Genomic DNA, 26,116 nt, shown 5'->3' with positions numbered 1-26,116 from the left:
CCGCGCAGTTCTCAGACGTTTACTGCATATTGCCTCTGGGTTGTCTTACCCGCCACGCCAGCAGGATCCAGCCTGTGATAAAAGCGACGCCCCCCAGAGGGGTGACCGCCCCCAACCAACGGATTTCCAACAGCGAAACCGCGTAAAGGCTTCCAGAAAAGCCGATAATCCCGGCGGTAAACAACCATCCCACTGAAGAAAGTCGGGGGTCTGCATACCGGTCCATCGCCCAAGACACAATGCAAAGCGCGAGAGCATGATACATTTGATACCGGACGGCTGTTTCAAAGACGGTCAGCATGGACGCATCGAGCACATGCTTGAGGGAATGCGCGCCGAATGCCCCGGCCCCCACGGCGCCGGCCGCGAAGAGGCATCCGAGGAAAAGGAACTGAGATGCTGACGATCGTCCATGCATGACCATTCTCCTGGGACAAAGCGGACGCTCATGAGGGATGGCGCCGCGGTATAATTGGTTTGGGAACAGTATAGAAGGCGATAACGGTTGCGATGACTATGGAATGCCCACGCTGTTTAGCCACGAATCCGGATACCTGCCTTGTCTGCGAATGCGGGTATGATCTGCTGCACAAGCGGACGTCTCTCCCCAGCTCTTTCAGCCACCGCCATGCGGAGTCCGACCGCGACTACGGGATGTCGAAGGAGGCCTTCGCCGTCGGCATCATCGTCGTATTGGCTCTTCTGACTTTCGGTGAGTGGATGCGGATCGGACCCGAACTGACCACGCGTAAGCCGTTCGACCTGATCGTCGACAGTCTGTTATTGAGCATGACGGATATGATTGGCGCTCTGATCATCGGAGCGCTCGGATGGATGGTCGTATGGATCATTCTGGCATATGAAGGCCGCCGTCTCCGCCCCTGTCCGAAACGCACCACCTTGGCCGTCACCGTCGTCGCCGCAGGGCTCTTGTTCATCAGTCGGTGGATTGCACCCGATATCCAAACTCAACACATCGTACACGCTGTAGTCATTTTGGGAATCGCCGTGTTCGCCTACTATGCCGGATGCCGTCATTGGCTGGGAAAATGGTAACGGAAGGTCCGGCGTTCGCTAGAGTTTCTTCCTCACATCAATCCACTCCTTTGCCACCTTCGCTTTCTTCGGCGCTTCTCCCGGCGGAGGTTCCGGCACCATGACCGCTTCCAGCCGACGCTGAAGAAACGCTTCGGCAAACTTTCTGCTACGTCCGATCCCAATCTTCAGAGTCGTCCATCCTTCCGACCGGAGTTCATCGATCTTGGTCCCCAGCGCTGTGTCTATCGGCGGCAGAACCAGTACGTACCCAGCCGGAAACTTGTGTGAGGCCAACCATCGTCTAGCACGCGAATCGGCCGTAAACGGCATTCCAGCGGCCTCCTGCTCGGTCACGACATAGATGAGGTTGAAATAGAACTGAGACAGTTTCCCGAGTTCGTCCGCGGCAACCGGGAACGGAGTTTGTTCTGCAGGATCGGCAATCATCGCCGACCACTCCACTGCAAGCAGTGGAGCACGGTGCTCCCAAGCGGCAACGGTCGTGGCGGCCTCTGCCGATAATCGCGAGGTTTCGGAGGTCCGTACCAGCAATGACACCGAGCCGCGGACCTTCGGCGTGTATTGGAACACCGCCCGGCCAGCGGAATCCGTCTGCGCGCTGGCGAGAGGCCTGCCCTCCTGAATCAATTCAAGGACTTCTCCGGCAGCGGGGTGTTCCGTTCCGGAAGTCTCAACGGCCAGGGCTGCTTCGATCACGACCGGTCGGCCGGGGGATGTCAGAGCATCACGGACATGAAGCTGCGCGGGAACTTTCGGTTCGGCGCCGGCCAGAGGCAGGGCTCCAAGCAGGCCGTTAAGCGTGATGAGGATCAACGAGGTGGACGCACAAAAGGACAGGAAACACCGCATCTGCCCTAAATGCCTTCCTAGGATTTCAGGGCGGTTAAGACGGCGTCCGCATGTCCGTCTACACTGACCTTGCGAAAGACCGCTTTCAGCTTTCCCGCGGAGTCGATGACAAACGTACTCCGTTCAATCCCCCAATACTTCTTGCCATACATGTTTTTTTCCTTATAAACCCCATAGGCCTTGGAGATTGACGCATCCTCATCGCTGAGGAGTGCAAACGGCAATCCGTACTTCTTGACAAACTTCTGGTGCGATTCCTTGTTATCGAGACTGACCCCGAGAATCACGCCACCCGCACGCATAATCTGTGACTCGACATCCCGAAAATCGCAGGATTCTTTCGTGCAGCCGGGGGTATCGTCCTTCGGATAAAAATAGAGCACCACCTGCTTGCCTTTGAAACTGCTCAGCGTGACCGTTTTGCCGTGTTGATCCGGGAGTGACAATTCGGGCGCCTTGTCTCCGACATCTAAGGATTTTGCCATTCGTTCATCCTCCTCGACTAATCGAAATTTCTACCGGGGCCCGCCGCCAAATGTCGGCCGACTATTGGTCGTGGGGTGTTCCTTGAAGGCCTTCGGCGATTGCGGGTTGCCGTATTGCCGTAACGCCGGAGAGTCCCAGATGACTTTGTCTCCAGGAGCCAGATTCGCCGCTTCGATGAATTGCTGTCTCGCCTGCTCCGTGTCGCCCAACGCATTGAGCGCGAGCGCATAGTTATAATGGGCCTGCCCGGACTCTGGTGCCGCCGTCACAGCCTGGTAAAAGTACCCTTTGGCTTCTTCAAACTGTTTCCCTTGAAACGCTTGAGTCCCTTGTTCCGTCAGGGTTACCGCCTGAGGCGGAACACGGGACTCGAGGGTGAGAGGCACGAGCGGTTTGACCTTCTTCGCACAAGCGAGCGATCCTCCCATCATCATGACGACGAGAATGATCGATACAGCGGTTCTACCTGTGCAAATCGGCTTCATAAGCATGTTATCCCTTTACCTGCTTTCGCGTCTCTTCCTCGAATGTCTTGCGGTAGAGTACGTCCCATTCCTGACTGCCTTCCACGATCCCTCTCGAATACGAAGCGAGCTTGGCGCGAGTCTTCCTGTCGATCTCAGCTTCCTGCGCCAATTCCACAGTCAACACACGTTTGATGTCTTTCAAGACCCGGCTATCATCGGTTTTGACCGCCACATGCGACGAACTCTTGACGGCCTTGAGAATCACATGCGAGAGGTGGGTCGTTTTGTCTTCGCTCAGCATACCAGGACTCCCGGCACTATGCATTCCGTCAAAGAACCAAACCTCGTTCGCGGACCAGTTTGCTTTTTAACATCATGAACATCTTCTGGTAATCGACATTTCCCCGTTCGATTTCATGCTCGTAGGTCTTCAGCAGCTGTCGAACCTCGGCGTTCAGTTTGTCCTCAATTGATAATTCATCGGTCACGGTGCGGTCCAGAAGGTCCACAAACGATTGGCGCGGCCCCGATAAGACGATATGTCCTTCTGCTTCCAACTTGGCCGTAAGCGCCTCTGCCAAATGTCGAACCCGTTCCTTGGAGAGCCGCATCCGTCACGCCCGTTCCATTCTGATGGTCGGAGATTCCATGACTCGTCTGAAAATCGTCGCGTCACCGAGGATGCGACCGATAATGTTCACACGGTCGGCAGGAACAGGATCGGGGCCCATACTCATGGGCGTTCGACCAAAGAAGATTGCGACGACTTGCCCGGCCCCCCAAAAGGCCACATCGCCGACTTTTACTTGATTGGTGGCGGTTTCCCGATGATCCTTCACCCCTCCCAGTTTGAAATAAAACTCTTCTCCCCAAGAGTTGACGGGAACTTCAACCGGCAGCGCCGCATAGACCTCTCCGGCCGTCCTTGTTCCTTTCAATTCCGCCTCGACCTGGACAGAACCGACCGTGATTCGTATCTTTTTTATTGATTCACTCATGCACGCCTCATGCACGCCTCATGCACTCAATTTTTCACAATCTCGAAACGCCGCTCCTATCGCGGACTTTAGCTTGTTTATCACATGAAATCAAGGCTACAATCCCCGCATCATGCTGACTTCCACCTTCGTGTTGCTCAACGGACTGGGGCCTGCCATGGAGCGGCGTCTTTGGGAAATCGGCGTGACCGATTGGGCAAATTTCCTGCAGCAATCCGCAGTTCCCACACTGTCTGCAGCCAGAAAATCCTGGTATGATCAGGACCTTCTCGTCGCGACTTCGCAGCTCGAAGCGGGTCGAGCCGCGTATTTTGGTACCTGCCTCAAGAGCCGTGATCACTGGCGTTTGTATGGCACCTTCCGTCATAGGGCCCTCTACCTGGATATCGAGACGACGGGTCTTCCAGCTGGAGTGGGCCAAGTCACGGTCATAGGCCTCTATCGAAATGGAGGAATGACGAGCCTGATTCACGGGGAAAACCTGGCGGAGGAATATATGGAGGCCGAGCTCGAGCAGACCGATATCCTCGTCACGTTTTTTGGCCGAGGTTTTGATATACCGTACCTCCGGGCAACATACCCACGTCTGAAATTCGACAAACCACATTTCGACCTTTGCTTTGCCGCCAGACGGTTGGGGTTGCGTGGAGGGCTGAAGGGAATAGAACGGGAGATGCTGATTGAAAGAGATTCGACCCTCGAGGGACTGGATGGATGGGACGCCGTACGTCTATGGCACCAATGGAGACGCGGTGATACGTCTTCCCTCGAGCTCTTACTGCGCTACAATACCGCCGACACGAAGAATCTCGAACCCTTGGCGGACTTGTTGTTCGATCGGATGGTTACGCAGTACGGCCCACCGTCGGTGGGCATCCAGGCGGGAAAGACCGCCCCGCCATCCGGAACTCCATGACAGACGTTTGGGTCGGAGCCGGCCTCACCGACACGGGATATGTGCGCACCGCCAATCAGGATGCCTTCGCTGTACTCAATGAACATCGGATCTGGGTCGTAGCCGATGGGATGGGAGGACATCCTGCCGGGGATCTGGCGGCCAACACAGCAGTAGAAATCGTCCGCGAGAAAGTATTGCATGCTCTTGAGTTTACCCAACATCTGTATCGAGCACCCGAACAGGCGTTGTCCAACCTGCTGGTCGGTGCCAATCAGGCAATTTGGGATCGGGGGAATCTTCAACCATGGAACCGAGGCATGGGAACGACGATCGTCCTCGTCGCAATTACGGCAACGCCGTCTCCCATTGCGCATATCTCACACGTGGGAGACAGCCGCGCCTATCTTCTGCACGGAAATCTCATGAATCAACTTACCCGCGACCATACGGTTGTTGAAGAATACATCCGCAACGGACTGCTGGATGCATCGGCTGCTGCTACCCATCCAGAGCGTCACATTCTGACCCGTGCGCTCGGCATCGATTCGACGCCCCGACCGGATTACGTATCGGTCCCGCTCATTCCGGGCGATGTACTATTGCTGTGCAGCGACGGACTCACCAAGATGCTCGGGGATGATGATATAGCCAAGATCCTATCCCAGTACCGTCACACTCCTAAGGAAGCATGCCATGGTCTTGTCGGCGAAGCCCTGCGAAGAGGAGGGGTGGATAATGTGACTGTTGTCGTGTGCACATCCAGGCCGCCATATCCTGCAGACGGCCATTGACAAGGCGTGAGCGCCCATGTAGCCTCACGCATCCCCTCCTAACAAGCGGAGTGTCATGTTGCGTCAACTCATACGGATCAGTTTGTGCTTGCTGACGTTGAATTTGTTCCAGGCAGGGTTAAATCTTGGATTCGCCGCGGAGGATCTCGGCGCGGAAGCTGCCATTCGTGCCATGGTCCGTGCAAATGCCCAAAAGGACATGGCGGCGCTGTCTCGACTGATGGCGCACGATGACGATATCACCAGTTATACCATTATGGGACGTAAGTATGTCGGATGGGCGGATCTCGAACGCGACATGCTTGAGGAGTTTTCATCTGCAGTTTCGCTTGATCTACCGATCAAAGAGCTGAAGGTGTGGACCAAAGGCGATCTGGCCTGGTACACCATGGAACTGGACTACATCCGTACGGTCAAGGAAGGCAGTGAGCGACAGAAATCGTTGCTTCCGCTACGGGAGACCGGGGTGTTGGAGCGGCGCGAAGGTCACTGGGTATTGCTCTCCTGGCATGAATCGTTCAGAAACTCTGGTGGGGCCGTACGTCTCACCGATGAAGCACAGAAACCGGCAGCCGGTACGCTGGCATCGAACTCTTCAGCTCTTTCGTTTGACTTGAGCGGCGAGTGGGATATTCTCGAGGTGGAAGACGATAAGCGTTATAAAGCGACCCTCGACAAAGCCGGGAACGGCCCCTACACGCAGCATGGCGGCCGGTTCGTCACCACAAAATTTTCAGACCGTCTCTGGCAGGGAACCTGGCACCAGCCGGGAAACGATAGAGAAGGAGGCTTCGAGGTTCTCCTGTCTGAAGACGGGACCCAAGCCAAGGGAGTCTGGTGGTATACCCGCGTCGGAAGTCAGAAGAGTATTCCACCTCGCGAACACGGCGGCACATATCAATGGAAACGAATGACTCCGGTTCCGTCTGCGCGATGAGGCCTCTCGACTCTTCAGCAAACAGACCCCGCATTCATCTACTCACCTCGGATCTTCCCTTTTCAGCTGGAGGATATATGAATCTGATCGTGTTGGTCGTCATGACCCTGGGTTTGGTTACATCGGCGTTTGCAGACGGCGGGCATGATCATCATGCCGTTCCCACTCTTAAGAACCAAACGACGACCGTCGTGAGCATTCAGGACAATACAGTGACACTGACGTTCGGCCCGATCGACCTTCCCTCCGGACATGAAGGAGATCTGGCGGCCTCGATGCCCAAACATGTATTTCAGCTTCCCAAGGATATGTACATGGTCGGGTTCAAATCGGCAGTGTTCACGCAGGAGGGGGTCCCACTGCCTAGAAACTATCTGCACCATATTTTGATGCTCAACAACGATAAGCCGAGCGTATCCTGTCCGGGGGAGCCCCTTTTCTTCAGCGGTGCCGGTCTGGAAATGACAGAAGCCAAATTTCCCGATGGATATGGGGTCAAGTTGGCCAAAGGGCAGCATCTCATGTCAGTAGTGGCTTTTTATCATAAGGCTCCTCCCACCAAGAATGTCATGGCCAGCTTTACCATGTACATGGCGCCGGAGCAGGCGCCGGTGAAGGAAATGGACGTCTACCAGGTGGGCGTGAATGTGGTGTGCTATAGCAAATTCGCACAACGCGGCCCGGATCAGACAGATGAAGGGATTGAGATCAAGCCTGGAGTCCAAGTGCACGCAGCCCCATTGAAGTTTTTGATGGACGGTTGCGTGAAGTTCGCGTATCCCCATGGTCACGATGAATTGTTGATGATCGCGCTGGAAAACAAAACGAGAAAACAAACCCTTCTCCGAACCGTTCCGGACGTGGAACAGGACGGAAAGTTCCTCGAATTTCAACCTCATCAGGTCTATCAGAACGGGCAGGGATTTCCGGTCTCAAAAGCCGATGACTATGAAATGGTCATGGTCCATCACCATCCTCTTCAGAAAGAGGAGCTTCAGCACGGAATGGGGAACTACCTGCTATATATGACCCCTGGCGCCTGCCCGGCTACCAACACTGCTCAGGCCCAGCAATAGGAGCTTGGAGACTCTGGTGGGCCATCACCACCATCGGAGTCGACCTCTGCCCCCACCCGTTCTTTTTTGTGCTGGTTTCGCATTTCTGTCCTCCCTTCCCCCTACCAAAGCGGGAACGCTTTTCCCTTCTCCTGGACTGTGTTTCCTGCCGGACCGTATGCTATTCACATAGCGACCCCGCGCAGCTCGTGTATTGAATTCTCGGCCTGGCAGGTGATTCATCAGGATCGTTATGCCGGCGTGCGTCATACGGCAGTGGCGGGACCCGATTCAATAGGCTTTCCAGCGTATCAGGATATTATCGATGCCGCCGCGAACGCCGGTATTCATTTTGATCATCAATGAGAACGCCGAAGAAACCAAACTCGCGACGATCAGTCTTCGAGGATTCTTCCCGGATTGTCGAATCGATGCGGCGTATTCGGCGGAAGAAGCGCGCACACTCATGTCCGCTCGAATCGACTGGAGTATTATCCTTCTCGACGGCGGTTGTCTTTCCGAACATGATCCAGGACTGATCAGTGATCTGAAACTGCATGCGCAGCAGGCGGCGCTGATTCTCCAAAGCCACAAGACCGACGCGCAATCTGCCATTCATGCCTTACAGGCCGGCATAGATTTCTATCTGGCCAAACAGTCGCCGGCTTTTCTCACCGAGTTGTTATTCTGCGCGAGAGAAGCACTCGACAAACGGGACCTGCATCTTGCCGTCGAGCATGCGACGATTCGGCACCGCCAGTTGCTGGAATCCCTACCTGATGTCTCGTACGAGCTCGACGCCGACGGATTCTTCATCAGTCTCGGTCCAGGTGTGACCTCACTCCTGGGATACCGGATCGACGAATTGCTCGGCATGTCCTATACAAGACTGTGTCCGCCGAATAGCCAACCGCACGCAAAGTTCCGTTTCAATGAACGACGCTCGGGAACCAGGAGCGCCAGACAGTTTCGATTGATACTACAGCACAAGCCTGACGTAAGCGGCGCAGTCTTTCCTATCATCGTCGAGATCAGCGCTCGAGGGCTGTATGATTCTCATCGCCGGTTCATCGGCACGGTCGGTGTGATCCGAGATCTGTCCGACCGGCCCCGGCAGCCCACAATGGAGGTCCAGGATCAACCTCAGATGTTTCAAGAAAGGGATCCTTCGATTCGCCATCAAGAACAGGCGCCTATATCTTTGAGTCTGGAAACTTCGTTGTCCTCTCTCCGTACCCATTTGCAAGAACTCCTTTCCTCACTGCACGAAGTGCGCTTGCAGGAGCGCATCGAGCAATTAGCATCTCATATCGACGCCCTTTCAGACCTGAGCAACCGGCTGCTGCATCCAATTGAACCGCCCGTTGGCCTTGGATCCGGCTTATCGATCCGTGACCTGATCGTAGATCTCATCGCTTCGGACACATCGAGGACCTTGGAGGGGATTTCCGTAGCTGAATTCTCAGGGTTGCCGGCATTCCACGGAGATAAGGACAAAACCGTAGGGGTCATGCGAGATGCTCTTCTTTATGCGCTGGCGTACGTACAGATGGCGGGGAGGAATCGCGCGCTGTCCATCGAGTTTGACAGTCATGCCTCGTCTCCTGACAGCGGCCAACGAGTCGATGAACAACCGCAACCCCCTTTGCGTGAGATTGACATCATCGTCACCGAGTCAGAACAGAATGCGCTTCCGGAATTTCCACAGGCGATTGACGTCCCGACGGATCTTCTCCGCCTCTTCGGCCTGGTGAAGGAAATCCGCGGCACACTTGCGATGTCCGCATCCTCGACTGGGCCGTTCCGACTCGTCATCCGACTGCCGACCGGCCATGGTGCAAGTCTGGCTCAGCCTCAAGTCATTCAGGCGGCCCCACTTGCCCCGAAATCCGCTAATCAGCCACCTGTACCTCTCCCGTCCTCTGTGCATGCATCCGAGCGGCAGCCCGTGCCTATCGAAAAAAGACGGTGGCCGCGCACGGCGACTTCGCTGCCCGCCCACGCCATCATTGATGCAGCAAGTTGGGACGGCCTCGTGGTGAACATCGGTCAGGGAGGTGCCTGCCTAACCCTGCCGGCAGACTGTCCCGCCATCGTGAATCAAGACGTATACGTCATTTTACGAACTGTGGCCGGCATCCTGGAATTGAACGGTTCTGCCAACATTCGCCCGTCATCGGGTCTAAAGCAACAGGGTCTCCAGCACACGGCACTCGTTATTGCGTTCGACCCGCTCCGTCCCGCCGAAGCCGCGATTCTCAGTTCTTTGGTAGCAGCAGCGAAGGATCGATCCGTCGCGCTGTCGCTCGATATGTTGCTCGCCACGGATACAGAGATTCCTCCGCAATCCCCGCCTGCCGTATCGGAGGCACCGCAGGATGAGGAGCGACGGGAATCCGTTCGCGTTCAACTCGCTCTGCCCGTCCGGATCGAAGCATCCGGATATCAGGAGCCAGGCAATCGTCTCGTCGCGCACATTTGCGATATCAGCCGGGACGGAGCCGGCGTCATCGCGAAGATCGACCCTCTCCAACTGAGCGGTCGCGTTATTCTGCATTTTCCTCCTGCTCAAACCGGCAATGTCTCTGGTTCTCACGAACCCGGAGCACCCGACTCCGCCCTACCCGCGTACATTGTACGGACGACTGTCGATCCGACGGCACTCCAGGAACCGTATCCTCCGGACCCGTCGCACACTGCCAGAATCGGAGTTCGTTTCGTCTCGCTGACGCCGTTCGCTGAGCGTGAATTGGCAAGGCTGATTAAACAACACCTGGCATCTCCGCCTCCTGATCACTATGCGGCGGACCGGGATGCCGTCATCAGCGTTTACCGTGAATGCAGAAATCATCGTGGTCAGATCATCGCCATGACCGATGATCACCCGGCAAAGCCACTCGCCGCGGAGACGCCGATCATCGTGATCGCGCCCGGATTCGGTCAAACATCTTCAGATTATTCCGCTCTCTCCTATTACCTGGCCAGCCACCGATTGCGGGTGCTTCGCTACGACCACACCAACCATGCAGGGAGAAGCGATGGGGAACTGCAGAACACGACACTCCGAAGTATGCAAACCGACTTGGGCAAGGTGTTGGAATTTGCCGCTCATACGTGGCCGACCGCGCCGATCGCACTGTTGGCGAACGATCTCGGCGCGCGAGTTGCCCTGAAGCTTGCGGCGCATATACGGCCCCTCGAGCTGATCATCCTCAACAATCCCATCGTAGATGTTGGGGCATTGTTGATGGCTGTTCACGGTCATGATCTTGTGGCTGATCATCGCTATGGTCTTCGGCGAGGGATCACCAACCTTTTCGGACTCAATATTAACGTCGATCAGTTTGTCGGGGACGTCATTGCAGGTCGCCTCACCGACCTCTCGTCTACATTGGAAGACCTGCGACTTCTGCAATCGCCGCTGAAGATGATCCTGTCTCCAATGGACACCCCCTCACTGCCTCCCCCTGATCTCCCTCATGGATTTCTATCCGTATTGAGCCCTCATACGTCCATAACGACCGTGCCGACCACGCTGGTCGATCATGGCCGACCTTCTCCGGAAGTCGAGCCGGCGGCGTTCAAACAAATCATGGAACACCTTGCCGCCGGCTTGAAATTGAAGATCCAGACGACATCCGTGGCGGAAACGGCCCACGAGCTCGCACGCCATCAACGCGTGGCGATGGAGCAAACGCGTCTCCATCATGGCACCTCCCAGGCAAGCCGTCACGCGCTGGCAATCAGGCTCGGCCAACATGTTGCACAATTGACTAATGTCCACGAGTACCGAAAATTGCTCGACGACCTGTACGCCTTTCTCGGCTCTCTGGCCTCCGGAACGGTAGTCGTCGATGTAGGAATCGGTCAAAGCGATCTCTCCCGTGCCGTACTGATCAACCATACCTATCGGGTCAGGCAGCGCGGTCCTGTCCAACCTCCATTGCCCTCTCTCGTCGGAGTACGACGCCTGAGCGAAACGCTCACCCATGCACGGAGAAACGTTCTGGCATTGCAACAGGAATTGAATGCAGGGCTGAGCGAAGGCGGCAGTGCTCCCCCTGCGCTACGCCTTCGATGGGTGCAAGGAGAATGGGATCAACCGCTCCCATTCCGATCTCACTCTGTCCATCGCATTATTTCGAATCTGTCACTCCCGTTTGCAGCATCGACGCGTGTAACATTATCAGAGTGGGCACGAGTATTACGTCCTGATGGTCGCCTCGTGTTTACGACTTTTCACCCGCGCACCGACCTGTCTCATGTCTATCGACACCATCTGCGTCTGGGAAATCAGGATGAGTTCAGCGCACAAGCTCAGCCTGTGCTACACCTTCTGGGAAGGTTAAGGGAAGCAATCAAGCATGGGATTCTAAATACCTTCGAACAACACGTGCTTTCATCTCTCTTGCGTCAATCAGGCCATCACTCGTTTCGAATCAGCCACGTCCTTGGGGGACAGGCTTTCATGGTCGTGGTTGGGAAAGGTATTTCCACTAGCTCCCCAGCATAGGCCGGTGTATACTCCCCCGTACATCTTTGAACACAGCACCGATAACTGAACAACACCCGGCCTGGTCTCATGCGTCCCAAAACTGACTTCTCTCATCAGACTTATCCCGTTGATCCGCTGGAATTGATTACCAGTTTTTCCATTGAAATGGGATCTATCACTGAATTGGGCGCCTTGAGCGAATGCGCGATCCAGGCACTCTGTCGCGCAGCCGGTTCAACCAGAGGGGCTCTGTATCTCCTGGATCGTGAACATGAATGCTACCGTCGAAGCAGCGTGGTGGGACTCAATGAGGGTCAGGAATTTCCTTCATCTCTCCCTACCACCCATGCGCTTCCACAGTATCTGACCAATGCCGCCAGATCGGCGCATCGCCAGGACCTTCGTGATCAAGAACAGACTGATCTCGGAAGCTCTCTTGCCGAGATGCTCTCGCCTTTTAACGCCATATATGCATTACCGCATATGAGTCGAAGCCGACTCATGGCCTTTTCGCTCTTGAGCGAGTCGTCGTTTCCTTCTCAAGATCGCAATTCCGTTCAACCTCTCCTGAACGCGCTCGCACAGGCCGCAACCAATGCCATCGACACCTTGATCCTGTACGATGATCTACATCGCTCCCACCTGCTGATGAAACGAACTGACCGGTTGAAATCTCTTGAAACGATCGCCGGAGGTTTTGCCCATGAAATTCGGAACCCGCTCACCTCGATCAAGACATTCATCCAACTGGCGCCGGAACGAAAGGACGATCCCGACTTCATTCGTGAATTCAGCAAAATCGTGCTTGACGACGTCTATCGCATCGAGCGTTTGATCGAAGAGATTCTCGATTATGCCCGTTACATGGAGCCCAAACTGACGGAGGAAGATATCAACGATATCGTCTCCTCCTGTCTATATTTCATCGACGTCAAGGCCGATAGTCACGGGGTCAAGATCGAAAAAGAATTGGCACAAGACCTGCCCCGTGTCATGCTGGACCGTCAACAACTGAAACAGGTCTTTCTCAATCTTTTTCTCAATGCCCTGGACGCCATGAGCGCGCGAGGAGGAACCTTGCGTGTCCGGACAACCAAGCGGGACAGGCCTGGCGGAAAATCATGGGTTCAGATTGAAACTTCGGATACCGGACACGGAATTCAGGAGACGAATCTTGAACACATCTTCGACCCATTTTTCACGACCAAACATGAAAGCGGCGAACACGAAGGAACGGGATTGGGATTGACGATTGTGCACCAGATTATCCAAGAGCACCATGGTGAAATCCGCGTCACGAGTGCCGTAGACAAGGGCACGACATTTGTGATCAGCCTTCCTGCCATTCCGGAATAACCTCAACAATTGACGGGAGCGAACGATAGCGTGAAAAAACGAATTCTGCTGATTGATGACGAATCCCGCATCCGCTCTTCCTTAAAAACGGTTCTCGAGCCTACCTATGAGACGATTCAGGCTGCCGACGCTCAGGAAGGTCTCGATCTTTTCCATAAGGAAGCACCCCATCTAGTCCTGCTCGACGTCATCCTTCCGGGGACTGATGGTCTTTCAGTCTTGCAAGCCCTTCGTGCCGAGCAAAACGCCACTCCCGTCATCATGCTGACCGGCACAAAATCCGTGAAGACCGCCGTCGATGCCATGAAACTGGGGGCAGCTGACTATCTGCCAAAGCCCTTCGATGTCGATGAGCTCCGTATCGTTGTGGGTCGTGCTCTCAATTCCCAGGATCTCGAACGCGAGGTCAAGAGCCTCCGGGCGCAGGTAACTCAACGCTACGCGTTTCACAATCTCATTGGGAAAAGCCGCCCAATGCAGGAAATCTACGGAAAGATCGAACAGGTCGCCGATAGTCGAACGACCGTGCTCATCACGGGAGAAAGCGGAACGGGGAAAGAACTCGTTGCCAAAGCGCTGCACTATAACAGTGGACGAAAAGACCGTCCTTTCGTGGCCTTGAACTGTGCCGCGCTCCCAGAAACATTGATCGAGTCGGAGCTGTTCGGGCACGAAAAAGGGTCCTTTACCGATGCGACGGCTCGCCGCGTCGGGCAATTCGAACTTGCGAACAGCGGAACGTTGTTCCTCGACGAAATTGGCGATCTGAGCCCCATGACGCAAGCCAAACTGTTGCGGGTGCTCCAGGAGCGGGAGTTTACGAGAATCGGCGGAGTGCAAGCGATCAAGGTTGATGTCAGAATCGTCGCCGCCACCAACAAGAACCTTGAAGAATTGGTGCGGAAAGGTCAGTTCAGAGAGGACCTCTACTATCGTGTGAACGTTATTGCGCTCTACCTTCCCCCACTGCGCGAACGAGGCGAGGATATTCCACTCCTTGCCAAGCACTTCCTCTCCAAACGTCTCGAAGAAGACAATCGTTCAAGCCAGGATTTCTCGAAAGAATCGATCGATCTGCTCACGAGATACTCTTGGCCGGGCAATGTTCGGGAAATGGAAAATATCATCGAGCAGGCGTTTATCTGGTCCAAAGGGTGCGATACGGTGACGCCGGAACATTTACCGACGATTCTTCGAAACGATAGCCGCTCCACTTCTCTTCGTGACGACACGCTCGCTGGGCGGCTCTCTTTGGAAAAAGCCGTCATGGAATTCGAGCGCGAGATCATTCTGGATGCATTGAAAAAGAACAATTACGTTCAAACTCACGCCGCCCAGCAATTGGGCATCAGCCGACGAATGCTGAAATACCGGATGGATGCATTAGGCATTGGCAGACCAGATACAGAAGCCACTACCGATCCTGAACCACTAGTGCAGGAATAACACAGGTTTTCCAATCCGTTGAGTCGTTTCTGCATCAATCCGAGCAGCGCAGCAACTCCCTCTCAACTGCGTTTTCCACAGGACCGTCTATATGTAGTAAGCTCGGTGCGTCCACACTACATCTGCTTGAAAGCGCTCATAAGTTGCTGAAAAGGAATGGGAATTGCTTTTAATTCACACGTTACAAGGGAAGATAAGCACAGGATGACCACAGCGATTACCCAGGATATTACGAAATATAAGCCCACGGTGCTCGTCGTTGATGACGAAGCAGGACCTCGTGACGCACTCAAGGTCATTCTCCGCCCGTTCTTCAATATTCAAGCTGCAGAATCCGCCAGCGCCGCCCTCGACGTCCTCAATAATCAGCAAGTCGACCTCATCACCTTGGACCAGAGACTCCCTGATCGCCAAGGTATTGACCTTCTACAGGAAATCAAACATGACCATTCGAATGTCGAGGTCATTATCATTACGGGCTACGGAAGTCTGAAATCCGCAATGGATGGGATCAGGCACGGTGCAGCGGGTTACCTTCTGAAACCATTCAATGTCACCGAGTTGGTGACATTGGTCAATCAAACGCTTGCGAAAAAACAGCGGCTGGACTTTCTACGGACGTTCATTCACTCCTCACCTGGATGGTGGGATAAGGAAAACGAATGTCGAGAGACGTGGAGCCGCCTGCAAGCCGGCTACGGCGTAATAGGTAAATCCGGAAGCGAGCCCTCGGCGTCCATGAAGGAAGGGATGGAATTACTCCCTCTTTTTTCGGATCTCTTGGAAGCCAAGGACAGACACCTCCTGAATCACTGCAGCCGCGTAAGTTTTTATGCCACGCTCCTCGGAAATAGAATCAATCTGTCGAGCAACGAGCAAAAATCCCTAGCGCTCGGCGCGTTTCTCCATGACATCGGCCAGATTGCCTTGGACAACGATCATTTTGCGCAGGACGCGATGACCGCGCTTGGGACATCCGGTCCTTCTCTGCAGCACACAGAGGTGGGAGCAAAACTTGTAGCTCCATTGGGATTGCCAGCGGAGGTGGGTCAAATCATCTCGTACCATCACGAGCGGTGGGACGGTTCGGGCTATCCTCATGGTTTATCGGGTGAGGGCATACCCCTATTGGCCAGAATCGTTTCTCTCGCCCAAACGTTCGACCATCTGACGGCGGATCTTCCCGACCGGGACTCGCTCGCGATCGAGGACGCCTGCATGTTCATGACTGCTCAGGCGGGACGGGCTTTTGCTCCAACCCTGATCCCGGTATTTACTCAGGTAGTTCAGGAATGTAAAGCCTCACTGCCGGCTATGGCCATCGCGAGCAGCCCCTCGCAGCGTTCGGATCACTGATCACATCGTTTATCCTTTCTGCTTCGAATTCTTAATCAACTCCGCGGCCGTCTCACGAACCTTTCTGGTAATCGTCACACCTCCCAACATCCGAGCGACCTCGGCCTCACGACCGGTATCGTTCAGCGACTCGATCACTGTCGTAACGCGCCCACCGACCTCCCGTTTGTTCACCAGGAAATGGTGTTCAGCCTGGGATGCCACCTGCGGCAAATGGGTGATACAAAATACTTGATGAAACATGCCCAGTTTCCGCAGGCGTATTCCCATGGCAGCCGCCACCGCGCCGCCGACTCCAGTATCAATCTCGTCGAAAATGACGACCGGTACCCGATCCCGTTTGGACAAGACCGTCTTCAACGACAGCATAATTCTTGAGAGTTCTCCGCCGGAGGCGATGCGTCCTAGCGGTCTGGGCGGTTCTCCAGGATTATTGTTGAGCAGAAATTCCACGCGGTCTGAGCCTGTCGGACCGCAGGCGTCCAGTGTGTCATCCCGTTCCATCGAAATATGAAACCCGGTTTGCACCATTTTCAGAGCGGATAGTTCGGCTCGGACCTGACCGGTCAGGCGTACAGCCGCTTCACGGCGCTTTTTAGAGAGTTGCGTGCTCACCGCGGAAATCCGCTTCGCGGCTTGATCGCAGGAAACCGTGAGTTCACCAATTTGCCCGTCCAGATTTTCGAGCATGGCCAATTCGGCTCGGATCCGTTCTTCGGCGGAGAGAACTGCCTCCACAGATCCCCCATATTTTTTCCCCAGTCGGCGAATCGCATCCAACCGCGCCGAGACAACGTCAAGACGCTGCGGATCCGCCTCTAAAGAATCCGCGTAATTCCTGAGACGTCCGGCAAGATCCTTCAACGCCACAGCGGCTTCCTGCAACTGTTGGCCGCAGTCCTTCATATCCGGATCCGTCTGACCGATTTCATGGAGCAATCGTCCGATCTTTCCCAAGGTCGTCAATGCCCCGGCATCGTCCGATTGTAATAACGCATGGGCGTCTTCCGTCCATTCACGCAAACGACTGGCGTGCAGCAGTCGTTGGTATTCAGTTTGAAGAGACGCCTCTTCATCGCGCTGAGGGGCCGTCTGCTCGATCTCCTGGAGTTGGAATCGGAGCAGCTCATCACGCCGACCTCGCTCCGCGCCTTGATTTTTCAGCGATTGTAAGCGATCGACACTATTCTTCCAGGTTCGATGGAATTCTTCATACTGGCTTCTCAACTCTTGAAGATCGCCGAATGCATCCACGGCCTCCAGTTGCTTTGTCCCCGACAGCAGGGACTGCTGCTCGTGCTGTCCGTGAATATCGACGAGGTTGCCTCCAAGAGCTTCCAGGACCCTCAGGGGACAAAGGCTTCCATTCAGATAGTTTCTATGGCGTCCCGACCTGGATATCACGCGCTTCAGAATGAGATCGGCGTCGCTCGGCTGAAGCGTACCTTCGGCCCGAAGTGTGTGAATGATAGGGTGATCGTCTTCAAGATGGAAAAACGCCTCGATCGTGGCTTCGTCAGCCCCCGTACGAATCTGGTCAACGGATGCTCTTCCGCCGACCAAGAGACCGACAGCGTCTATGAAGAGGGATTTCCCAGCACCTGTCTCACCGGTAAAGACGGTGAATCCAGTTTGAAATTGCAGTTGTATGTGCTCAATGAGCGCGAAGTTGACAATGCGCAACTCGACGAGCATGAGAAGGAGGGGATTACGGCATAGGATCAGGCTGAACCGGCGTGCTGGGCCAGCAATGAATCGATCATTTCCTTGAATTGCCGCTTGGGACGGGCGCCGACAAGCTTCTCGACGACTTGGCCGTTCTTAAAGAATAAGATGGTAGGGATACTCATGACTTGGTATCTACCGGCCACTTCAGGGTTTTCGTCTGTATTTAACTTACGGACCCTGACCTTTCCCGCATATTCCTTAGCCAATTCCTCTATCAACGGAGCCACCATCTGGCAAGGACCGCACCACACGGCCCAAAAATCGACCATCACCAGTTCCTGAGCCTTCATCACATCGGAATCCCATGTCGCATCCTCGACCTTGAGTGCATCGCCGCCCACGGTTGCTCCTCCTTCGCCTAGTTTTCTCTCCAACTGACCAGGAGTCATCGTATACCAGCCCTCCGAGTCGAGTCAAATCACCATTTCCATTCAGGGGGCGCGCCGAACCACCACGCGTCAGGTCTTTCGGACCTCCAGACTGTTTGTTGCGGCCAGATACTCATCACAATCCCATGATCGAGTTTCGATGCCATGGACGCAGCGATATCCGCCTGTTGCCGGGCTCCTGTTTGTAACAACTCTTTCGAGATTCGCGTCAACACATCCCTTGAGTCAACCAACTCTTCCGTTTTCGTGGTAACGAAGCTGACATACACCAATTCCAGAACAACCCAGTGATCCGACTTCGCCAGGAACTCCACATAGGCATCCAGCGCCTGGTAGAGGTATGCCAGATAAAGATATGATTGGGCGGATGGATTGACATCCACTTCGCGACGGCAGTCATCGATCGCGCGTCTAAAATCTCCGGCGCCAAGATGCACCTTCGCGCGTTGCAGGTTGGTCAGGGGAACGTCGTTGCGTTGAGCCCAACACGGTGCGGGACCGCAGAGCAAACAGGCTAACAACATCCATCCCCGTACAACTCCCCGCCATGTCTGCTCTATCGAGTGCATCGGATGCACCGAAACCAGATGATCTTCATCGCCTTCCCGCTCCGCCGGGAGGTGGGATAGGAGTTTCCGCACGTCCGTAAGGACCACCGGGCGCTGCCCATGGCAATCCTCTCTCCCCGTATAACAAGGGCTCAAGAATAGTCCGCAGCACGGCCGTACCGTAGTTCTCCGTCCATCCGATTCCCGTGAGACTGAACATGAAGTTGTATTGAGCTCGGTCGGGGAATTGCAAATAATACAGCCCGAGGGACCAGCATTTGCATGGGTTCTGGTACAGTGCCACAATGTCATACTCTGGACTTTTCCCGTTCTTGATATCGTAATATCCCTTTCCACCGATGGTCCATCCCCATGGGGTGCGGAATCCACCTCCAGCTGTAAGAAATTGGATTTCTGCAGTCGGCGCGTAGACTTCATTGAATGAAATGGGATTCCAGATGTCACCGCGACGCACGCGGTTGCCGTCACGTGTGTATCGTTGACCGATGTCCACATACCAATGCGTGGACTGCTGAAATCGCAGATCAGTGTTGAACTGGCTGACCGTGGACCGATACGGATCGAAAAACGCGTCCACGGTCAGATATTTGTTGATCACCGGTCTGTACCCGGAACCGAGGGCGCGGCCGAACCCTTGACCTTCGAGCTGCGAGGGCAATATCTGCGGAAGGTTGTTTCCAATGACCGCTCGCATCCAAAGATCGGAGAATTTCTTACCAGCGACCGGGGTCGTGGCGGGTTGAAGCGGTTGCGTCACGCTGCCCAAGGGAGGGACGACTCCGGGAGTAAAATCACGGGCTTGCGTCTGCACGCCATCAACGTGATAACTCTGCGCCAGCGTGAGGTCCAGCCAATTGAAGCCGCGGGCGCCCTCCTGTTCCAGGACTCTGCTGCGGAGCATATAGGTGACCAGATTTTTTTTCGGTAGGTCGTCGACTTGATCAATCTGCGTCAACTGGGATTGATTCGTTGACGGCACGTATTCGTATATGACGCTCGGCTCAATGGTATGCAGGAGCGCATTGCCGTCATCGGCAATGTATCGACGGCTCAACTTGGACGTGGCTTCCATGGCAGCCCAGAATGTTTCTCGATGCTGACTGGAAGAATCGACCGCCCCGCGTGTGTAATACACCTCACGGAATTTCGTTTGAGGAGTGAAACCCACGATGTGACCGAAATCGATCACGTCAGTCGCGAGAGCGGGAACTACATCGACGCGGTTTTGCGTGAATCCCTCTTCCCGAAAAAAGTTAACGTAGTTGGTATCCGCCCCGAGAAGGAGAGGTGAGTTGAACAGCGAGACATTCGGCATGGTGTAGCCGATCTCCGGCAATCGCTGGAATGTGTCGTCGCCTCCGGACTGCAACGGTTGTAGATATTGCCCGAGTAAATACACGTTTCCATAAGGAAGACGCCGGGTGGTTAAGAGATTGTTTTCAGCGCTGGGCAGCGCCCGCTGCGTCCCCGAATTGCTCAGTTGCTGCAGATAGTTCGGATCCGAGACTAAATTGGCCTGTACGCGCAGAAGCCAATCAGGCGTAAATTGCTGCGTGTGCGTTCCGCTGATCAATCCTCTGGCCATATTCGGATCCTGCCCTGTATTCGTCACACCGCTGACGTTGGGCAATTGAGTCTGTTGCAGGTAACTGAGGAACCATTGGCCACGCGACAAACGATCGATGACGTAGCGATACTCGAAGTCGCTGCCATAGCCCAGGCGAGTATAGTAGGACGGCGAGATGGTGAGATCCTGACTCGGGTTGATCGCCCAAAAAAAGCTTTCTTGCGCGTGCATGCCGAATCGGTTGTCGTACCCGACGTTTGGGATGAGAAACCCTGTGCTCCGGATGGACAACGGATAGGTCATGGTTGGAATCGGCAGCACAGGGATGTCCGTCACGCACAGCCACCCATCTTTGAAAGCCACGCTGTCACCGACGTCGATATCCAGATCCTTGAACTGGAAACGCCACGCCGGAGTTTCTCCCTTCGGAGCATCGCAGTTCGTGAATCGTCCGTCCTTCACCCGGTAATGGTCTTCGGAAAATCGCTGCAGCAGGCGGCCCTCCACCAATGTATTGGAAGAATTCAAATAGACCTGCCCATGCGTCAGAACCCCGGCCTCCGTATTGACGTTCAACTCCAACCGATCTGATGCGAGATCGCCTTTCGGATCAAGCAATCTGACGTGCCCGGTGGCGACCAGCACGCCGGGAAGCGAATGAATGGTCATGTGATCCGCGGTGAGACGCAGCGATCCCTGCTTGACGACGACGGACCCGTCGGCCTCGTAGATTTCCTTGTCCTGGAGATAATCGATGCGGTCGGCAGTGACATCGAGGGGGGGACTTCCTGACGCCGAAGCAGAGGGAACGCCATCCGCCCCGGAAGCCGGAGCAATCGGCCCCAACCCCAGCAGAACCGCGAGGCATACCCAGCAGGCCATACCCATACGGACAAGAACCGGGAAGCCCGACATGTCAACCCTGAAGAGGCGACAGCTCACAGCCACGCAACAATGCCTTCACCTCTCCGAGCAGCATGAGTGATCCGGTCACACAAATGACATCGTCGGCCGACGCCAGTCTCCTCGCCATCGCCACGGCTTCGGTGGATCCTGCGGCCAATGTCCAGGAGGGAAGCACGGACTCCAATTCCTGTCCCAGATCGTGCGCGCTTGAAGACCGCGCGAGACCGGCTTGCGTCAGGACCACGTGGTCGACCACGCTCTTGAGAGGCGCAAAGAAACCGGAATGATCCTTGTCGCGCATCATGCCCAATACGAGAATGATCCGGCGGCGAGGATGATCAACCCGAAGGGTCTGGAGATAGGCCGCAAGTGCCCCTGCGCCTGCAGGGTTATGCGCTCCGTCCAGTAACAAAAGAGGAGTTTCTTCGATCCGCTCCAAACGGCCTTCCCATCTGACTTGTTGCAGACCTCTGCGCACCGCGGCCTCGGTGACAGATAGGCCTCGCGAAGAAGACGCTTCAAGAAGAGCAATTGCACAAGCGGCATTATCGAGTTGATGGGCTCCGTCCAACGTGCACGACAAACCATCCAGCTCCCATACTGTGCCCCTGTAGGCAAAGTGTTCTCGGGTTCCCTGAATGGCAAAGTCCCTTCCCAAACACTCGAGCTGCGCTTGCCGCTCTTGCGCCACATCCTCGATCATGCGAAAAGCATCGCCTTCAATGGATCCCACAATGACCGGCACACGAGCTTTGATGATTCCTGCCTTTTCAAACGCGATGGCCGAAAGAGTGTCGCCAAGATATTCTTGATGGTCCAACGCGATCGTGGTGATGGCACAGGCTGCCGGAGCCACAATGTTCGTCGCGTCGAATCGTCCCCCCAACCCGACTTCCAACACGGCAACGTCGACCCGTCGGTCGGCAAAGTATCGTAACGCCATCGCTGTCGTGCATTCGAAGAATGTCGGACAGACGTCTGACTGGTCCTCCGCAAGAATCTTCGCGGTCAATTTCGCCACATCCAACTCGGGGATCATCTCTCCATTGATACGAATTCGTTCTCGGAAATCCACGAGATGGGGAGAGGTGTACAGACCGACACGATATCCGGCCGCCTCCAAAATGGACGCGGTCATTGAGGCTGTAGACCCCTTCCCGTTTGTGCCGGCGATGTGCAGGCAGAGAAAGTCTCTTTCCGGATGTCCGAGACGATCGGACAGCGCCGCCATCCGTTCAAGCCCCAATTTAATACCATGTTTCTGCAGACGGTAAAGAGAAGCGACGGCATCCGAGTAGGTCATGGCGCGTGCCGAGCAGGCAGGAACGGGACTAGAAATGGGCGACGAGGGTGCTGAGTGTTTCTTTGAGTTGTTTGCGTTCCACGATCATGTCGATCATGCCGTGCTCCAAAAGGAATTCCGCCCGCTGAAACTGATCGGGCAATTGTTGTTTGATGGTTTGCTCAATCACACGAGGACCGGCAAACCCGATCAGGGCTTTTGGTTCGGCGATAATGACGTCTCCAAGCATCGCTACGCTTGCCGTGACGCCTCCGAATGTCGGATCGGCCAGCAGACAGATAAACGGCAGTTTGGCTTCGCCCAGCTTGGCCACTGCAGCGGACGTCTTGGCCATCTGCATCAGCGATAGAATGCCTTCCTGCATTCGTGCTCCCCCGGATGCCGTCACGAGAATGACGGGCAATTTGGCCTCGAGCGCACGATCAATGGCGCGGCAGATCTTTTCGCCGACAACCGATCCCATACTTCCACCCATGAAACCGAAATCAAAGACACAGAGTGCAACTCGGCGCCCGTTCATGATCCCTTCCCCGATCACCATAGCGTCTTTGCGCCCGGTCTTTTCCTGTTGTGCCTTCAGACGATCCTTGTAGGATTTTGTATCCTGGAAACTCAACGGATCCTGAGGGGCCAGATCGGTGTCCCATTCCTTGAAGGTTCCGAAATCCACCAGCAACGTAATCCGTTCCATAACCGAGATCGGGAAATGATACTCGCACTTGGGACAGACCTTATTGTTTCTGTCGACTTCCTTGCGATACACAATCTCGCGGCAGTGATTACACTTGAGCCACATCCCTTCTGCGATTTTGGTTCGCTTGGGTTGCTCGGGCTCCTGTGACTTCTGTTTCTTAAACCAGGCCATCAGATATCCATTCGATTTGCGACCGGAGAATACCACAGCGGGCCGTATCACGCACGCGGAATCCCCGATATACTCTTATTGTTCCATCGCGCCTTTGATGATCTCCGCAATTATCCAGAAACCCAATCCGATACTGCCGAGACTCGCGATTCCTTGCACTGTCTGAAAAACAGATCGACCAAACGTCATCGACCAGGTCACCGGAATACTGAGGGCGTACCCGATCAGCATCATGCCCGCTATCGAACCAATGCCGAACACCACAATATAGACGATTCCCTCTAAAGTCGTATGGGCTGATGCGAGCACGATTAAGAGAAGTGCGGCCGACCCGGCAAGCCCGTGAGCCATTCCAATGCACAACGGCCGGATAGAGTCACTCCACCAATGCGTGTGTTCGTGATGCGCCTCGACACGATGGCTGTGAAGATGCACATGCTGTTCACCACCATGCTCATGGGCATGGACATGCCAGCGCTCGCGGAGTAGTCGGAACCCAAGCAGGCACCCCAATGCGACGAGCATGGCTCCCACGACAAATTCCGCCCCGACGGCGAAGGCCTCCGGAATGGTGACACGGAACAGCAGGACCACGGACCCGACAAGCAACAACACCAGAGTATGCCCAATTCCCCAACTGAATCCGATTAGACCGGAGGCGCGCCACGATGGCCGCTGAGCCAGTATGGTCGATACAGCGGCAATGTGGTCCGAATCCAAGGCATGTCGAATCCCCAACACGAAACCCAGGGCGAGCGTCGTCATAAAACTGGAATCCAACATGAAGCGTCACTGACGAAGGATTGATTACGGTCGAGCGAGCGACGGTATGTGATCCGCAACTAGCCGCCACGGGCATGCATTTCGAGGTGTGGATCTTCTCGCAGCTTTTCGATTCCGATGAGCCTCGCCTCACGCATTCCGACACGTTCGAGGGCCTTACGGTCTTCAGCTCCTCTATCGCGTCTGCCCTCCCACCCCTGGCGGATATACGCGCGCATATCCTCCGCCGAGATGCCATCACGCAACGGTTGGCGTAAATCGTTTCCGACTGTGGCATAGAGGCATCGATACCACATCCCATCGGCAGTGACTCGGCTGCGATCGCACGCAGCACAGAACGGGGTCGTCGTTGAAGCAATCACGCCGAAACTCGTTCCATCGGACAAACGGAAGCGTTGTGCCGGAGCCGCCCCCCGGCCTGGGATCGGCTCGATCGCTCCATAATGCTTTCCAAGGATGGCGAGCATCGATTCCAGCGGGAGCACTTTGTCCGCAGACCAATTATTCGCTCCCCCGACATCCATATATTCGATAAATCTGACTTCCGCTTGATAGTGCTTTCCAAACTCTATCAGGGAGATCAATTCGTCGTCGTTGAATCCTTTGATGGCGACCGTATCCAATTTCAATCCCGTAAATCCCGCCCGCCCGACAGACTCAATCCCCTCGAGGACTCGCGCGTATTCGTCTCTACGGGTCAATTGACGAAATCGCTCGGGCCGCAGCGTATCGAGGCTGATCGTGACTCGATGAAGACCGGCCTCATACAGTGCCTGAATCTGGTCGGCTAGGAGAATCCCATTGGTCGTCAATGCGATCTCGGTAATGTGCCGGTTCTGAAGCAGCAAACGGATCAAGCGAGGGAGATCCCTTCGAAGCAGAGGCTCTCCTCCCGTCAAACGAACTTTATCCACTCCGAGATCGGTAAAGTAACTCGTCAGTGTCGCCATTTCCTCGAAAGACAGGAGATTCTCCCGAGGCAGCCAGACGTACTCTTCTTCCGGCATGCAGTAGGCGCAACGAAGATTGCAGCGATCCGTCACCGACAGCCGCAAACTGCGCAGCGGACGTCCCAACACATCGGTCACGGTGGATTGATGGCTGGACACGGTCATGGTTACGGGTGCTCCTCGACCCATACCTCTCCCGTGGAAGTATGTTCCAATTTCCAGATCGGAGTGATTTGTTTGAGTTCGTCAATGGACCATTTGCAAGCACGGAATGCCTCCGCACGGTGCTCTGCGGCGGCGATGATCAACACAATGTTTTCGCCGATGGTGATTTCGCCATAGCGATGCACGACCAACAATTCGAGAATATCAAAATCCTTCAGGGCTCGATCTCGGATCTCCCGCAGTTTTTTCTGCGCCATCCCTTCATAATGTTCGAAGGTGATGCCATCCACGTCCCTGCCCTTCGATCGATCCCGAGCGGTTCCGAGGAACACGGCAATTCCTCCGATGCGGGTGGATCTTCTGCGGACTCGACGAAGCTCTTCGTCGATAGAAAAATCATCCCGCTGGACGCGAACGAATTGCGTTTCGTCGGCAGTCTCCATCTGAGTGCCACCGGCAAACGGAGGCAATAATGCGATCTCATCCCCGTCCATGACTTCCACATCGTCTGCAGCAATCTCATGGTTGACAGATATGAGAATTTTCTTCTTCTGTATCAGTTCTCCAATCATCGGATATTGTTCGTCGATCAAGGCCATGAGATCTTGAACACGCCGACCGTTCGTCAGCTCAAAAGCCAACGCGGTCTGGTTTCCTGCAAGAGACTTCGTCATACCGAATAGTCGAACATTCACCAT

Annotated in this window: 25 protein-coding genes; 9 read left to right on the top strand and 16 right to left on the bottom strand. The window is 55.0% G+C overall.

Features of this window, described 5'->3' with window-relative positions:
- Positions 1-19: 19 nt before the first annotated feature.
- On the bottom strand, positions 20-418 hold the full coding sequence (locus tag W02_RS20595) for a DUF423 domain-containing protein (RefSeq protein WP_173051170.1): 399 nt from the start codon (positions 416-418) through the stop codon (positions 20-22).
- 92 nt (positions 419-510) lie between these two features.
- On the opposite strand from W02_RS20595, the gene W02_RS20590 reads away from it, so the two are divergent.
- Positions 511-1,056, top strand: coding sequence for a hypothetical protein (locus tag W02_RS20590; RefSeq protein WP_173051168.1), 546 nt, complete (start codon positions 511-513; stop codon positions 1,054-1,056).
- Between the two features lie 18 nt (positions 1,057-1,074).
- Here the strand turns inward: W02_RS20590 and W02_RS20585 are convergent, their stop codons facing one another.
- The 6 genes from W02_RS20585 to W02_RS20560 are packed head-to-tail and all read right to left on the bottom strand — an operon-like array spanning position 1,075 to position 3,859.
- Positions 1,075-1,908, bottom strand: coding sequence for a hypothetical protein (locus tag W02_RS20585; protein ID WP_173051166.1), 834 nt, complete (start codon positions 1,906-1,908; stop codon positions 1,075-1,077).
- A gap of 17 nt (positions 1,909-1,925) precedes the next feature.
- Positions 1,926-2,393, bottom strand: coding sequence for a thioredoxin-dependent thiol peroxidase (bcp, locus tag W02_RS20580; protein ID WP_173051164.1), 468 nt, complete (start codon positions 2,391-2,393; stop codon positions 1,926-1,928).
- Positions 2,394-2,423: 30 nt separating this feature from the next.
- Entirely contained in the window at positions 2,424-2,879 is a 456-nt protein-coding gene (locus W02_RS20575) for a tetratricopeptide repeat protein (protein ID WP_173051162.1), read from the bottom strand.
- 7 nt (positions 2,880-2,886) lie between these two features.
- The gene (locus tag W02_RS21860; RefSeq protein ID WP_173051160.1) at positions 2,887-3,162 is read right to left on the bottom strand and encodes a DUF507 family protein; all 276 of its coding nucleotides are present in this window, start codon (positions 3,160-3,162) and stop codon (positions 2,887-2,889) included.
- Between the two features lie 28 nt (positions 3,163-3,190).
- On the bottom strand, positions 3,191-3,472 hold the full coding sequence (locus W02_RS21855; RefSeq protein ID WP_173051158.1) for a DUF507 family protein: 282 nt from the start codon (positions 3,470-3,472) through the stop codon (positions 3,191-3,193).
- Positions 3,473-3,475: 3 nt separating this feature from the next.
- Entirely contained in the window at positions 3,476-3,859 is a 384-nt protein-coding gene (locus tag W02_RS20560; protein ID WP_173051156.1) for a cyclophilin-like fold protein, read from the bottom strand.
- A 112-nt stretch (positions 3,860-3,971) separates the two neighbouring features.
- Here W02_RS20560 and W02_RS20555 point away from each other — a divergent pair, with 112 nt between their 5' ends.
- The 8 genes from W02_RS20555 to W02_RS20520 all read left to right on the top strand — a co-directional run bounded on the left by W02_RS20555 (position 3,972) and on the right by W02_RS20520 (position 16,193).
- A complete protein-coding gene (locus W02_RS20555) occupies positions 3,972-4,775 on the top strand; it encodes a ribonuclease H-like domain-containing protein (RefSeq protein WP_173051154.1) in 804 nt (267 codons plus the stop codon).
- The gene (locus tag W02_RS20550) at positions 4,772-5,548 is read left to right on the top strand and encodes a PP2C family serine/threonine-protein phosphatase (protein ID WP_173051152.1); all 777 of its coding nucleotides are present in this window, start codon (positions 4,772-4,774) and stop codon (positions 5,546-5,548) included. Before W02_RS20555 ends, W02_RS20550 begins: the two co-directional genes overlap by 4 nt.
- A gap of 55 nt (positions 5,549-5,603) precedes the next feature.
- Positions 5,604-6,485: a nuclear transport factor 2 family protein gene (locus W02_RS20545; RefSeq protein WP_173051150.1), complete on the top strand. Its 882-nt coding sequence runs from the start codon at positions 5,604-5,606 to the stop codon at positions 6,483-6,485.
- 77 nt (positions 6,486-6,562) lie between these two features.
- The gene (locus W02_RS20540; RefSeq protein WP_173051147.1) at positions 6,563-7,561 is read left to right on the top strand and encodes a hypothetical protein; all 999 of its coding nucleotides are present in this window, start codon (positions 6,563-6,565) and stop codon (positions 7,559-7,561) included.
- A 304-nt stretch (positions 7,562-7,865) separates the two neighbouring features.
- The gene (locus W02_RS20535; RefSeq protein WP_173051145.1) at positions 7,866-12,053 is read left to right on the top strand and encodes a PilZ domain-containing protein; all 4,188 of its coding nucleotides are present in this window, start codon (positions 7,866-7,868) and stop codon (positions 12,051-12,053) included.
- A 69-nt stretch (positions 12,054-12,122) separates the two neighbouring features.
- A complete protein-coding gene (locus tag W02_RS20530; protein ID WP_173051143.1) occupies positions 12,123-13,391 on the top strand; it encodes an ATP-binding protein in 1,269 nt (422 codons plus the stop codon).
- Positions 13,392-13,421: 30 nt separating this feature from the next.
- Positions 13,422-14,837, top strand: coding sequence for a sigma-54 dependent transcriptional regulator (locus W02_RS20525; protein WP_173051141.1), 1,416 nt, complete (start codon positions 13,422-13,424; stop codon positions 14,835-14,837).
- A 204-nt stretch (positions 14,838-15,041) separates the two neighbouring features.
- Complete coding sequence (locus W02_RS20520) at positions 15,042-16,193, top strand: HD domain-containing phosphohydrolase (RefSeq protein WP_173051138.1); 1,152 nt, start codon at positions 15,042-15,044, stop codon at positions 16,191-16,193.
- Positions 16,194-16,202: 9 nt separating this feature from the next.
- On the opposite strand, the gene recN is transcribed toward W02_RS20520, so the two are convergent.
- The 9 genes from recN to W02_RS20475 form a co-directional block, all read right to left on the bottom strand.
- Entirely contained in the window at positions 16,203-17,888 is a 1,686-nt protein-coding gene (gene recN, locus W02_RS20515) for a DNA repair protein RecN (RefSeq protein ID WP_173051136.1), read from the bottom strand.
- Between the two features lie 26 nt (positions 17,889-17,914).
- A complete protein-coding gene (gene trxA, locus W02_RS20510) occupies positions 17,915-18,262 on the bottom strand; it encodes a thioredoxin (protein ID WP_197742085.1) in 348 nt (115 codons plus the stop codon).
- Positions 18,263-18,339: 77 nt separating this feature from the next.
- Complete coding sequence (locus W02_RS20505) at positions 18,340-18,879, bottom strand: hypothetical protein (protein WP_173051132.1); 540 nt, start codon at positions 18,877-18,879, stop codon at positions 18,340-18,342.
- A 25-nt stretch (positions 18,880-18,904) separates the two neighbouring features.
- Complete coding sequence (locus tag W02_RS20500; RefSeq protein WP_173051130.1) at positions 18,905-21,361, bottom strand: LPS-assembly protein LptD; 2,457 nt, start codon at positions 21,359-21,361, stop codon at positions 18,905-18,907.
- A 1-nt stretch (position 21,362) separates the two neighbouring features.
- On the bottom strand, positions 21,363-22,655 hold the full coding sequence (locus W02_RS20495) for a folylpolyglutamate synthase/dihydrofolate synthase family protein (protein ID WP_173051128.1): 1,293 nt from the start codon (positions 22,653-22,655) through the stop codon (positions 21,363-21,365).
- A 28-nt stretch (positions 22,656-22,683) separates the two neighbouring features.
- Positions 22,684-23,520: an acetyl-CoA carboxylase, carboxyltransferase subunit beta gene (gene accD, locus W02_RS20490; RefSeq protein ID WP_173051126.1), complete on the bottom strand. Its 837-nt coding sequence runs from the start codon at positions 23,518-23,520 to the stop codon at positions 22,684-22,686.
- A 75-nt stretch (positions 23,521-23,595) separates the two neighbouring features.
- A complete protein-coding gene (locus W02_RS20485; protein ID WP_173051124.1) occupies positions 23,596-24,285 on the bottom strand; it encodes a sulfite exporter TauE/SafE family protein in 690 nt (229 codons plus the stop codon).
- Between the two features lie 77 nt (positions 24,286-24,362).
- Positions 24,363-25,442, bottom strand: coding sequence for a GTP 3',8-cyclase MoaA (gene moaA / locus W02_RS20480; RefSeq protein ID WP_370467950.1), 1,080 nt, complete (start codon positions 25,440-25,442; stop codon positions 24,363-24,365).
- Positions 25,421-26,116 (bottom strand): molybdenum cofactor biosynthesis protein MoaE, encoded by a 696-nt coding sequence (locus tag W02_RS20475; protein ID WP_173051120.1) that lies wholly within the window; start codon positions 26,114-26,116, stop codon positions 25,421-25,423. Before W02_RS20475 ends, moaA begins: the two co-directional genes overlap by 22 nt.

Source organism: Nitrospira sp. KM1 (assembly GCF_011405515.1).
Lineage (GTDB): Bacteria > Nitrospirota > Nitrospiria > Nitrospirales > Nitrospiraceae > Nitrospira_C.
This window is presented reverse-complemented; position numbering and strand designations above follow the sequence as displayed.